This is a genomic window from Acinetobacter sp. DMC2 (assembly GCF_056314305.1).
Genome location: NZ_JBQUYP010000006.1, coordinates 378,256 through 390,018, shown reverse-complemented (window position 1 = coordinate 390,018; position 11,763 = coordinate 378,256). Strand labels below are relative to the sequence as shown.

Annotated in this window: 12 protein-coding genes; 6 read left to right on the top strand and 6 right to left on the bottom strand. The window is 35.7% G+C overall.

Features of this window, described 5'->3' with window-relative positions:
• The 4 genes from ACT53H_RS15185 to ACT53H_RS15170 all read left to right on the top strand — a co-directional run.
• On the top strand, nt 1-234 hold a 234-nt coding region (locus ACT53H_RS15185; protein ID WP_476009567.1), incomplete at its 5' end, for a beta-barrel domain-containing protein.
• Nucleotides 235-326: 92 nt separating this feature from the next.
• Nucleotides 327-926 (top strand): IMPACT family protein, encoded by a 600-nt coding sequence (locus tag ACT53H_RS15180; protein ID WP_004793414.1) that lies wholly within the window; start codon nt 327-329, stop codon nt 924-926.
• Nucleotides 919-1,530: an acyltransferase gene (locus tag ACT53H_RS15175; RefSeq protein WP_353157675.1), complete on the top strand. Its 612-nt coding sequence runs from the start codon at nt 919-921 to the stop codon at nt 1,528-1,530. The genes ACT53H_RS15180 and ACT53H_RS15175 overlap by 8 nt, the downstream gene beginning before the upstream one ends.
• Before the next feature lie 155 nt (nt 1,531-1,685).
• Entirely contained in the window at nt 1,686-2,528 is an 843-nt protein-coding gene (locus ACT53H_RS15170) for a universal stress protein (RefSeq protein WP_004793411.1), read from the top strand.
• Between the two features lie 116 nt (nt 2,529-2,644).
• On the opposite strand, the gene ACT53H_RS15165 is transcribed toward ACT53H_RS15170, so the two are convergent.
• Nucleotides 2,645-3,313 (bottom strand): O-methyltransferase, encoded by a 669-nt coding sequence (locus ACT53H_RS15165; protein WP_004793410.1) that lies wholly within the window; start codon nt 3,311-3,313, stop codon nt 2,645-2,647.
• Between the two features lie 201 nt (nt 3,314-3,514).
• On the opposite strand from ACT53H_RS15165, the gene ACT53H_RS15160 reads away from it, so the two are divergent.
• Nucleotides 3,515-3,961 carry a GNAT family N-acetyltransferase gene (locus ACT53H_RS15160; RefSeq protein ID WP_151962438.1) on the top strand — a complete coding sequence of 149 codons (447 nt, stop codon included), beginning with the start codon at nt 3,515-3,517 and terminating at the stop codon, nt 3,959-3,961.
• A gap of 45 nt (nt 3,962-4,006) precedes the next feature.
• Here the strand turns inward: ACT53H_RS15160 and ACT53H_RS15155 are convergent, their stop codons facing one another.
• The 4 genes from ACT53H_RS15155 to mutS all read right to left on the bottom strand — a co-directional run bounded on the left by ACT53H_RS15155 (nt 4,007) and on the right by mutS (nt 8,760).
• Nucleotides 4,007-4,729, bottom strand: coding sequence for a peptidase M15 (locus tag ACT53H_RS15155; RefSeq protein WP_476009566.1), 723 nt, complete (start codon nt 4,727-4,729; stop codon nt 4,007-4,009).
• A 131-nt stretch (nt 4,730-4,860) separates the two neighbouring features.
• On the bottom strand, nt 4,861-5,184 hold the full coding sequence (fdxA, locus tag ACT53H_RS15150) for a ferredoxin FdxA (RefSeq protein ID WP_003650851.1): 324 nt from the start codon (nt 5,182-5,184) through the stop codon (nt 4,861-4,863).
• A gap of 344 nt (nt 5,185-5,528) precedes the next feature.
• Nucleotides 5,529-6,059, bottom strand: coding sequence for a GNAT family N-acetyltransferase (locus ACT53H_RS15145; RefSeq protein WP_476009565.1), 531 nt, complete (start codon nt 6,057-6,059; stop codon nt 5,529-5,531).
• Nucleotides 6,060-6,120: 61 nt separating this feature from the next.
• Nucleotides 6,121-8,760, bottom strand: coding sequence for a DNA mismatch repair protein MutS (mutS, locus tag ACT53H_RS15140; protein WP_476009564.1), 2,640 nt, complete (start codon nt 8,758-8,760; stop codon nt 6,121-6,123).
• 232 nt (nt 8,761-8,992) lie between these two features.
• Here mutS and ACT53H_RS15135 point away from each other — a divergent pair, with 232 nt between their 5' ends.
• Nucleotides 8,993-10,351, top strand: coding sequence for a tyrosine-type recombinase/integrase (locus ACT53H_RS15135; RefSeq protein ID WP_476009563.1), 1,359 nt, complete (start codon nt 8,993-8,995; stop codon nt 10,349-10,351).
• Nucleotides 10,352-10,522: 171 nt separating this feature from the next.
• Here the strand turns inward: ACT53H_RS15135 and ACT53H_RS15130 are convergent, their stop codons facing one another.
• Nucleotides 10,523-11,608, bottom strand: a complete 1,086-nt coding sequence (locus ACT53H_RS15130) for a hypothetical protein (RefSeq protein WP_476009562.1) — start codon at nt 11,606-11,608, stop codon at nt 10,523-10,525.
• Nucleotides 11,609-11,763 lie beyond the last annotated feature (155 nt).

Genomic DNA, 11,763 nt, shown 5'->3' with positions numbered 1-11,763 from the left:
AAGGTTACGGTTATTTCACCAGACACGATTCGTGATGAAGTGAAACAAGACCAATTCTATTATCGTGTTTATATCCGCACTGATTCTGACAAGCTTTATAATAAAGAAGGTAAGGCTTTTGGTATTACACCGGGTATGGTGGCAACAGTAGATATTCGTACAGGTGAAAAAACAGTACTGGATTACTTACTTAAACCATTTAATAAAGCAAAAGAAGCGTTACGAGAAAGATAATAAAAAAAGCCCCGAGATTCGGGGCTTTTTTATGGGTTTGATTCTATTAAATTCACGTTATAATTTGATTTTTATTATGCTTTATTTAATTTATGGCTTTTACGATTGCATCACAGATTACATTTGAAGAAGAAATTAAAAAAAGCAGATTTCAGGCTATTGCTGCGCCAGTCGAAAATGAACAGCAAGTTAAAGAATTTTTAGAACTCAATAAAGATATTTCGACAACTCATCAATGTTGGGCGTGGAAAATTGGGCATAACGTACGCTTTAACGATGATGGTGAACCGTCAGGAACAGCAGGCCGTCCAATCTTGGCGACCATTGAAGGGAATGACCTGACGAATATTATTGTGATGGTTAACCGCTGGTATGGTGGAATAAAACTTGGAACAGGTGGGCTTGTTAGAGCATATGGAGGTTGTGCTGGGCAATGCTTGCTTTTGGCTGAGCGTATTGAACTCATTGCAAAGAAAACGATTTACTTTTCTTGTCACTTTAATGAGTGGGCCATATTTCAATATGAACTTACTCAACAACAAATTGAATATCAGGAAACCTACACTGCAACAGGTGTAGATATCGAAGCAAGACTACAAATACATCAAATTGAACCACTTGCCTTGAAACTCCGAGATGTAACACGTGGCCGTGAAGAGTTAAAAATTGAAGAGGAATTAACTGATGACTGATTCCTTATTGAAATATCGGGAGCAACATAAGCACCGCTTAAACTATATGCCATGGTTATATTGGACTTTAAAGCCTAAACATCGTGCTTGGGCTGAAGAATGGCAAAAAGAATATCAAGCTTATTTGATGGACATGGAAACTGTTGAGATTGGTGAAAACTGTTTTATTTCACCGTTAGCTCATATTTTTGCTGAGCCGGGACGCAAAATTATTATTGGTGATAATTGCTTTATCGCAGCAGATTGTAGTCTGCATGGACCGCTTGAAATTGGTAATGAAGTCGCGATAAATCATCATTGTATTTTAGACGGTGGACGAGCCGGCATAAAACTGCATGACCAAGTTCGTATTGCAGCATATTGTCATTTATATGCATTTGATCATGGGATGCAGTTAGACCGTCCCCTTTACCAGCAGCCTGTCACTTCTAAAGGAATTGAAGTTGAGCAGGACGTTTGGTTAGGGGCACATGTTGGTATTAAAGATGGGATTAAAGTAGGTAGGCATGCCGTGGTCGGGATGAATAGTATGGTGACCAAAGATGTTGAGCCTTACCATATTGTCGGTGGAAATCCCGCAAAATTTATTCGTTTAAGAGAATAATGCAGTCTTAAGAATGTAATAAAATGTTTGATCTTTAAACAAAAAAGTTGATTTTTATACATAAACCTTAACATACCAATTTTTATCTATGTTAAGTTAAAGCTAAGTTTTAATAATAATCTCCAAGGCAAAAGACCTTAAGAAGAGAGGCTAACATGAACCGTGTTATTGCGTGTATTGACTCATCACCGTGTATAAATGCTATTGCAGATGCAGCAGCATGGGTGGCTAAAGCAACCGGACGAGAACTTGTATTATTACAAATTCTAGACTATTACCCTGCAAGTTATCATCTTGGTGAAATTAGTGGAGTAATTGGCTTTGAAAGCAATGCAATGCTGCTAAAAGAGTTAGCTGAGCTGGAACAAAAACAAAGTGAACTCGCTTTAGACTATAGCAATAATTTACTCCGTCATATTTCTGATCTTATTCAAGAAAAACATGGTATTACCAGTTCAAAAATTCAAGAAAAAGGTGATTTTTTAGAACAAAGTTTTAATCTATTGCATGAAAATGACATCGTCATTTTAGGCCGAGTCGGGGAGCGAGCTGCCGAAAAACATAAACCAATCGGTAGTAATGTTGAGAACTTTATTCGCGGAGCCAATTGTACTGTTTTAACCATTGGGGAAAACTTTAAAATACCAACCCGTTTTATCTTTGCCTATGAATATTCACCAACTTGCCAAAAAATGATGCGCCGTATTGCCCAAAGTGATTTATTGCGAACACTGCAATGTCATTTGGTATATGTGGGTGATCATCCAGAAATATTAAATGAACCTGAGCATTACCTGAAACAAGCGGGCATTGATGTTGTGACCGTTTATCGCTATGGTGATGTTGCACAAAATATTTTAGAGTACCAACAAGAACACGGTATTCAAATTATTGTGCTGGGCGCATTTAGTCATAGCAAGATTCATCAATTCTTCTTAGGAAGTATTGCGACAACCATATTCCGAAACGCGACTGTACCGTTACTTGTGGCTAAATGATAAGATTTCCATATAGTTATCCGCAAATCTTGTGGATAACTATATGGAAAAGCAACAGTAATAAAAGTAATTTATTGATTATAAATAATAAAATAAAAAAGATGATTTTTTAACCATTATTTCACAATTGCAATTGCGAAGCCATCATGACCTTTTGAACCAACCGTTTGTAAGGCTGTACAAGACAATATTTGTGGGTGATTTTCGAGAGCTTTAAACATTTCACGGATGCCTTCAATACTCGGTTTTTTATTATCTGGATTTAAAATATCACCTGCGCGAATCACATTATCCAGCACAATAATCGTACCCGATCTAGAGAATTTTAGGCTCAATTCTAGATATTCTGGATAGCCTTGTTTATCTGCATCAATGAAAATAAAATCAAAAGGCTCGATAGATTGAGGATCAATTGTAGACAGAATATCAGCAGCGCGGCCAGCTCTAAGATCGACTTTTACCGGAAGGTTAGCATGGTCGATATTTTTTTGAGCCATTTCTGCATGAGTAGCACGGCCTTCAATTGTGAGTAAATAACCATCTTCAGGCAAAGCACGACCCAACCAGATGGTACTGTATGCAGCAAAGGTTCCAATTTCTAAAACTCGTTTGCATTTATTCATTTGAATAAGCATCTGCAAGAACATACCTTGATTAGGTGCCACTGCAAGATGATTTGAAAAGCCGTGTTCGTCGGTATTCTTTAATGCATATTCGAGTCGCGGGTCTTCAGGAATTAAATGTGAATCGATATATTGGTCAATGTCTGTCCACATCTGCTGCATAATCAAATTTACCTATATGTTGATCGGGCTATTTTAAACGTTTATGTCTAGAGTGCAAAAACCTTCGGTTCAAGAAATTTTGGTTGATTATTGAATAAGCAAATTACTTTTTCTAAACCGATCACCAAAATTAAAAAATGATCACAAAAGGCTCATTTATTGCTTATTTTATAAATGATTAGTTAGGAATGTATAAATAAGATGAATATTACGTTGGGTGCTTTCACAAATGTAGATCTTGAAGAAGCTATTGAAGTTTATTGTTTAGCTTTTAGTCGTGAGCCATGGAATGAGCAATTTGATGATTTAGAACCAATGAGAAAATATTTTGAGAGTTATTTTCAATCTGCATGTTCTTTTGGCTTTTGCGCAAAATGGGAAAACCAATTAATTGGAATTGGGATGGGACATATTCATCCGACCATACAAGGAATACGTTATTCTCTAGATGATTTTTTTATACATCCTCAATATCAAGGCAAAGGAATAGGTACCCAGCTTTTAAAGCATATAGAAGGAAAGTGTAGGGAAAATAAAATAGAAACTATTGTTCTACACACGTTAAGAGATTCTATTTCTGAAGATTTTTATAAAAAGCATGGTTTTAAAACGCGTTCAAAACTTATCTCTTTAGCTAAACGCTTGTAATAGGCTTAAGTAAAAACTCCTTTCGATTGAAAGGAGTTTTTTAATTTAAAAATTACACATCGAACTGTTTCGGGTGAGGTCTGGTCCCCAAGTGCGATAGCCTTGAGTATCAATATGAATTTGCCCAGAGCTATATAATCCAATACCCATATTTAAGCTTTGACCATGCTGAGCCCAGAACTGACAAAGTTTAAACTTGGTACTTTCGATAAATGCATAATCTTGAGCTTGTGGGAACTCAGGGCCAATACGGAAATCGATTGCCGAATTAAATAAATGTTTAGATGAGCTTGCGCCACCAGCACATTCATTTAAAGGTAAGTCACGGTAAACCGAGGTTACTTCAAAGTCGGTTAGAACTTTTGCTGCTACTAAATATTTAAATACGCGTAGGGTTGATAAAGAATTGCCCCAAAGTTCGCGATTAGGCACGGCATATTCTGAGCGTCCACATTTTTGCCAATCACGTGCTGAGCGTAATAATTCAAAACTTGGCACAATGCCTGCGACGTTGTTTCGGGTTAAGAAATTTTCGTATTCACGAACACGTTGGTAATTTTCACCAGAACCTAACCAGCCTCGATAAGACGCAGGCTCGACTTTAGGGGGGATCGGGCGCTCGATAATAACGCGCTCTTGTGGAATAAAGATTCGTTTACCACTTGGAGAGATTTTGCCTGTTGTTGTGTGTTGGGGAGAGCTGGCACAACCTATCATAACCGCTGGGATTATGCATAAGGGAACCATACTCTGCAAAAACTTCCGCATAAGAAAAATTAAGCACTTATAAATATTGCGGCTATTTTAATGCAAAACAGTGCACAAATTACGAGGAATTTGCAATGAAATGTTTGAATAGGGTATAAAAAAGATCAGCGGTTGCTGATCTTTTTTTGAAATTACTTTTCAAGATATTGTAATTTATCAGGTTTGCCGTTCCATTCTTCACGGTCAGCTGGTTGATCACCAATTTGCGTAATGTTAGGCCATTTTTGAGAAAGATCAGCATTTAATTCAATAAATACTTCCTGACCTTCTGGTAACTCATCTTCAGAGAAAATTGCATTTGCCGGGCACTCTGGTTCACATAATGCACAGTCAATACATTCATCCGGATTAATCACTAGGAAATTCGGACCTTCGTAAAAACAGTCAACAGGACAAACTTCTACGCAATCTTGGTATTTACATTTAATACAATTTTCAGTGACAACAAAGGTCATGGCGACAGCTACCTAAAAAATATGGTTTCATTTCGAATAGCTTATTTTAGGCAAAAAAGGGGTAAACAAACAATTGCTTTTATTGATATTCTTTATTCATGCATATGAAGATAAGTTAATGCGTTGATAATCAAACAGATCTTCGAGCCGTAGGAACTGCGAATCTATAAAATTAAAATAATAATATATTTTATAAAACAACAACTTAAAAAATATTTTATTTAATTATTTAGATGTCATTTAAGTCAAGGCATCTATTTTAATAAATGCCTTAACTTTTCATTTTTTCTTTTACAAATTTTGATTTTCAGCTTTTTTAGCTAAAAATCCTTAAATCTTGAGAGTTAAACGTTACACATTAAATGAATATCTTCAGGTTCGAGCTGCCAAAGTTGTTGATCTGGAGCACTTAGAGGTTCTGCACCATGTTTCATATAGAAGTCTACAGTGCGCCGACTTGGAGTTGCTGAAATATACAGTTGTTTTGCACCAAGTTGCTTGGCGGATGCTTTTGTGGCTTGCATAAGCTTAGCACCAATGCCTTGACCTTGCTGGTCTGCATCGACATAGAAATAGTGGAGTAACTTTGCGTGACGGTAGTCCGCTATAAGTTGATTTGAGACTACACTTACACCAACGAGTTTTTCAGAAGCATCAAATGCGCCGACAAATATTGAACCTTGCTCAAAGAGTTGTTTCAGTTTTGGTGGGTCATTTTCTAGATGGTATGCGTCCCAATGTTGTACATCAAAAAAACAATCAACCAAGTCTAGATGTTGCTGTTTTTGTATGTAGTTTTGAGTAATTAATTCACGGCGGCTAATTTGCTGCCAAATAAGATCGATTTCTGAATATTGCAAAGATCTTAAGATCATATAAATATTATTCTCCGAGATGAATAAGCAGACCTAAGCCTACTTATTCGAATTTGATTTATTAAGATTTGAGTGCCGCTTTCAGCTCATAGAGTTGTTCAAGTGCCTGACGAGGCGATAAGTTATCGACTTCAATTTGCTTAAGTAAATCTAGAGCTGGGGATGAAACTTCGATCTCGACAACTTTTTCTATGATTTGTGAACCAGAGTTCGCATCTGGTGGAGCAAACAAATCATTTTGGAAACTGGTTTGGAGATGTTGCTGCTGCTGTTTTTCCAAAATACGTAAACGCTTTTGTGCTTCTTTAATAACATTGGCAGGAATCCCAGCTAACTTTGCAACCTGTAAACCATGACTTTGACTCGCAGGGCCTTGTTGAACTTTATGCAATAAAATCAAATTGCCGTTTAGCTCTTGCGCCGTCACATGATAGTTATCAATGCCTGCTTCACTACCAAGTTCAGTCAACTCAAAATAATGAGTGGCAAAGAGACATAAACATTTTATGCGCTTCGTTAAATCAACTACGCAAGCCCAAGCTAAAGATAAACCGTCATATGTACTAGTTCCGCGGCCCACCTCATCCATTAAAACAAGAGATTGATTGGTCGCATGATGCAGAATTTGCGAAGTTTCTGTCATCTCAACCATAAAGGTTGATTTGCCTGTAGATAAATCGTCGGCTGAACCAATACGAGTGAAAATTCGGTCAATTGGACCAAGCTTGGCTGCTTTAGCAGGAACATAGCTACCGCAATAAGCAAGTAAACTAATTAATGCTGTTTGACGCATGAAGGTTGATTTACCGCCCATGTTTGGACCAGTAATAATTGCCATGCGGTGCTGAGCATCGAGGAAAGTATCATTTGGGGTAAATGGTGCTTTATTTAATGCTTCAACGACAGGATGGCGACCAGCTTGAATTTTAATGCCAGTTTCTGGGGTAAATTCAGGACGCGCCCAATTGTTTAAACGTGCTTGATGAGCAAAGTTTGCAACCACATCAATTTGAGCAATTGCTGAACTCATCATTTGTAGGTGAGCAATATTTTCGCGAAGATTTTCAAGCAAAGCTTCGAATAATGCTTTTTCACGTGCTAATGCACGCGATTCGCTCGACAGAACTTTATCTTCAAAACTTTTTAGCTCTGGCGTAATGTAGCGCTCAGCATTCTTTAAAGTCTGGCGACGAATATAGTCAGCAGGGGCTTGTTCTGCTTGAGCACGAGTCAGTTCAATGTAGTAACCACTCACACGGTTATAGCCGATTTTAAGGGTGTTAATACCTGTGCGCTCGCGTTCTTTGATTTCTAAATCAATCAGGAACTGACCTGCATGATCGCGAATTTGGCGTAATTCATCGAGATCAGCATCATATCCTTCTGCAATTACATTGCCATCACGAAGTAATACTGGCGGATTTTCAACAATAGCTGCCATTAAATGCTGATGAAGTGCTTTAAAATCTCCAAGTTCTTGATCAAGTTGAACTAATAACTTGGATTTTTTCGCTTGAATAACTAGAGTTAACGCCGTTCTTAAAGCTGGAATTTGTGCACATGCGTGACGAAGCTGTACTAAATCACGTGGTCGTGCGCTACCTAATGCAACACGGCTAAGCACACGTTCAATATCGCCAATTTCTTTAAGCACTAAACGAACAGGACTTTCATGGTAGCCTTGAATGAGTTGCTCAATTGCATCTAAACGAGCATCGAGTAAGGCTGTATCACGAACAGGTTGCATAAGTGTTCGGCTTAATAAACGGCCACCCATTGCAGTTTGGCAATCATTTACCAGTTGGAATAATGATGTTCCATGTTCAAATAGAGGTTCGATAATTTCTAGATTACGGCGCGTGATTGGGTCGAGCGCGATAAAGTCTGTACTTTGCTCAAGCTGAATTGAACGGATATGTGGTAATGCAGTTTTTTGAGTTTCTTTTGCATAGTGAATGAGTGCAGCGGCAGCAGCTTTAGCTAAAGGTAATGGGTCTAAACCAAAACCTGAAAGCGTGGATACCGTAAACTGGTCACATAAAGTTTTTTGTGCGTTATTTAGATTGAAGTCTACATTCGGGCGTTTGGTAACAGGGCATTCTAAGTGTTTTTTAATTTGCTCGATAATATTTGTATCGACCAAGTCTTCATCAATCAATATTTCACTTGGCATTAAACGCGCAAGTTCAATAGGTAATTGTTCTGGCTTGTAATCTTGTTGTTGAACTTTAAAAATGCCTGCACTTAAGTCGAGTAACGCGAAACCAATCTGGTTTTGATGAATGCATAATGAAACGAGATTAGACGATTGATAACTGCTGAGTAATGCATCATCAGTTAAAGTACCCGGTGTAAGAATACGAACAACTTTACGATCAACCGGACCTTTACCTGTTACTTCTCCCACTTGTTCGCAAATGGCTACAGTTCGCCCAGCTTTGACAAGACGAGCAAGATAACCTTCGGCTGAATGATATGGAACGCCTGCCATTGGAATCGGGTTGCCGTTTGCTTTACCACGATGGGTTAAGGTAATACCTAAAAGTTTAGCTGCTAAATGGGCGTCTTCAAAGAATAGTTCATAAAAGTCGCCCATACGATAAAACAGCAACGCATGTTGATAGTCTTTTTTAACCTTGAGATATTGCTGCATCATAGGTGTGTGAGAAGATAAGTCAGCCATTATTTCTGTGCTATTCATGTATGTTAAATCCTTAAATTTAAATAATAAATAAGTTAACTTTGAAAGTTTGGCTGTCCAACCAATTCTAACAACTTCTATGCAAATCTGACCTAATCTAAGAAAAAAGTGTACCTTTTAGTGTACCTTTTTTTGTGTCAAAATTGAGTCAACAGTGTGTGAGAACTTAACTTTATTTCTCACGGTTGCCATATTAACAAATTGAGACTGATTGACAAAAAGGATTCCAAAAATGAATGAGGAAATAAACAACAAAAAGAAAGTTGCCTTATCAGCTCGTGCAATAGATAAAATGAAAATCGGTGACTCACCTAAAAGTGATATTGGGGAATATACTGGTTTAAGAGTGATTTGTGGAAAGACAGGTCTTAAAAGCTTTATTTACCGATATAGAAGTCCAATTGATAATTCATTAAAGAAGATTACTTTAGGTAATTATCCTAATATGTCTCTAGCAGAAGCACGAATAGAGCTTCAACGTTTAAAACTGTTAAGATCTCAAGGCATTTGTCCTGTATCGGAGCGTAAAGAAGAAAAGCTCCTCATTAAACAGAAAAATTCCATATCTGTTATTAAAACTTTAACTTTAAAAGATGTAGTTGATATTTATTTAATAGATGTAATTGAAGATCGAATAATTACGGATCAACGCACTGGAATTAAGAAAATTATTAAAGGGTCCCGTAATTTAAAAGGTCAGCACGAGACTAGAAGGACCCTATATGTTGATGTAGTTGCTACATTAGGAGATAGACTTGCCGATAACGTAGTAAGAAAAGATATTGTAGAGTTAATAAAAAAAATTATTGACCGAGGTGCGCAGGTTCAAGCTGGAAGAGTGTTATCAGAGTTAATTGCTGCATACGATTATGCAATTGCCTTAGATTACTTTTCCGAAAGTTTTGCTAATCCAGCCTTACTTGCCAAATCGAGTTTAAAACAGGCAAGAGTTAAACTGACTTCCAGTAAACGCACTCGTGTACTTTCTGACTCTGAGTTAAAGCATGTGCTTTCTTGGTTGCCTGAATCAGGATTTTCCAAACATCATAAAAGTATCTTAATGATAGCACTTTGGACTGGTGCTCGAACTGGAGAAATTTGTTCTGCTGAATGGAAAGATTTCGATTTTGAAAAAGCAACGTGGCATTTAAAAGCTACGAAAAATGGTACTGAGCGTTTTGTACAATTGTCCAAACAATGCATAGAGCATTTGAAAATGCTTCCAAGTTTAAACAGTCCTTACTTATTCCCATCATTTCGAACTGGTAAACCAATTGCGCAAAAGACAATAACTGAAACAAAATGGGTATTAAAAGGGGAAGATAGAGCTACTAATCATAATTTACAACCTCATCAACTTTGGCCAAAAGACATGGAGGATTGGAATCCTCATGATTTGCGAAGAACATTAAGAACAAATCTTTCAAGATTTAGTTGCCCTACTGATGTTGCAGAAGCTGTGATTGGTCACTCAAAGAAGGGAATTGAAGGAACCTATAATTTACATACTTATGAAAAAGAATGTGCAATTTGGCTGCAAAAGTGGGCAGATCATTTAGATTCAATAATTAATATTTCAAATTTTAGATAACTTTAAACTGCATAGATAATCTTGATAACAGAACTTTTATTTCAAATCAAAATATCCATTATTCAAATTAATCTTCGCTTAGATAAATATAGAAATATCATGTACGATTTTTTTAATCATACTAATATATAACTCTCCAAGAGCCAAAATATATTTGGCTCTTGAATATTTTTAATATTTAAATTTTCCATTAGAGTCTGTAAATTTTGAATATTCTTGAGATATTAATTCTTCAATAATATTTTCTTTTCTTGTATTTTTAAGCTCTGCCAATTTTTCGAGCTGTGTTTGAGCAGATTTTGTTAATGGAAGATGATAAGGTTTTCTTAAATTTCCTGAAGATCTATATTTTTGTTGTCCCCAGGATTTCTTCATAGTTTCATAGAATTTTGTTGATTTTAATAGATCGTAGGAAGTTTTAGCAGGATAAATATTGTCAAGTAAAATTAATAATTCATAATACTTGCTTGTATTTTGTCTGTTAATTAAAAAATCTGGATAATATTTTTCTTTTTTTTCTAAATATTTTATAGACCAATCAACTTGATTGTCGTTCAAAGGATCAATCCAATTGTAGTTAATATTGTGTTGGGTAATATGGAGTTCCCATTCAAGACGTATTTTATCCATAAATGAAATTTTACTTTCTATATTTAAAACTAATAAATCAATATAGTAAATTAAATTTTCAAACTCATTATTTGATCTTTTTTCAGGGATGCACTTGGGTGGAATTGCGGAAAATGTATAGTTAAATATTGAATAGTTTTGATTTTTATTATCATCTTTGTTTTCTGATGGGAATTTATGGTAGTCGTATTTAATAAAAAATTTGTACGTGTCTTTAAATTCCTCGTGGTACGGAATTGTAATATTTTCTTCTGCATTATAGGGAATAATATTGGTTGGGAGAAGTTGATTTTTTTTGATTCTAGATAATATAAAGTTTATTTGTTGATGATTTTCTTTATTAATCCAGCTTAAATTATCTAAATCTATAAGTCTATTTGTTATTAGTAAATTTATAACACCTGCCATATAGTTGCGTTTATATGTTTTATTAAACATATTGATTAAATCAAATTTTATTTTATTGATAGGAGGTAAAGGGATGTTGTGGGTGTAATAGTAAGGTTGAGTGTTTTCAATAATAGGTAAGTCGGTTGCTGGTTTAAGAATATTCCAAATAAATTCTAGTTCTCTATTAGATAATTGCTCAAAAATAGAAGAATCATACTCAAGTGAAAATTTAATCATTTTTAGGTAATCAGTAATATTTGTATTTAGTATAAATTATTTTATTTTTATTGAAAATAAAAAGTAAATTTGTTGAATGAAATCTGTATTTTTTATGTGGAAATACGAATGAATCCTAACACAAAAAATGTCGTTTTAATGTAGAATTGCTGTAG

What these genes read in the sequence shown, in the direction of transcription:
- ACT53H_RS15180 (WP_004793414.1), top strand. Translation starts at nt 327, where the DNA reads ATGGCTTTTACGATTGCATCACAGATTACATTTGAAGAAGAAATTAAA.
- ACT53H_RS15175 (WP_353157675.1), top strand. Translation starts at nt 919, where the DNA reads ATGACTGATTCCTTATTGAAATATCGGGAGCAACATAAGCACCGCTTA.
- ACT53H_RS15170 (WP_004793411.1), top strand. Translation starts at nt 1,686, where the DNA reads ATGAACCGTGTTATTGCGTGTATTGACTCATCACCGTGTATAAATGCT.
- ACT53H_RS15165 (WP_004793410.1), bottom strand. Translation starts at nt 3,313, where the DNA reads ATGCAGCAGATGTGGACAGACATTGACCAATATATCGATTCACATTTA.
- ACT53H_RS15160 (WP_151962438.1), top strand. Translation starts at nt 3,515, where the DNA reads ATGAATATTACGTTGGGTGCTTTCACAAATGTAGATCTTGAAGAAGCT.
- ACT53H_RS15155 (WP_476009566.1), bottom strand. Translation starts at nt 4,729, where the DNA reads ATGCGGAAGTTTTTGCAGAGTATGGTTCCCTTATGCATAATCCCAGCG.
- fdxA (WP_003650851.1), bottom strand. Translation starts at nt 5,184, where the DNA reads ATGACCTTTGTTGTCACTGAAAATTGTATTAAATGTAAATACCAAGAT.
- ACT53H_RS15145 (WP_476009565.1), bottom strand. Translation starts at nt 6,059, where the DNA reads ATGATCTTAAGATCTTTGCAATATTCAGAAATCGATCTTATTTGGCAG.
- mutS (WP_476009564.1), bottom strand. Translation starts at nt 8,760, where the DNA reads ATGAATAGCACAGAAATAATGGCTGACTTATCTTCTCACACACCTATG.
- ACT53H_RS15135 (WP_476009563.1), top strand. Translation starts at nt 8,993, where the DNA reads ATGAATGAGGAAATAAACAACAAAAAGAAAGTTGCCTTATCAGCTCGT.
- ACT53H_RS15130 (WP_476009562.1), bottom strand. Translation starts at nt 11,608, where the DNA reads ATGATTAAATTTTCACTTGAGTATGATTCTTCTATTTTTGAGCAATTA.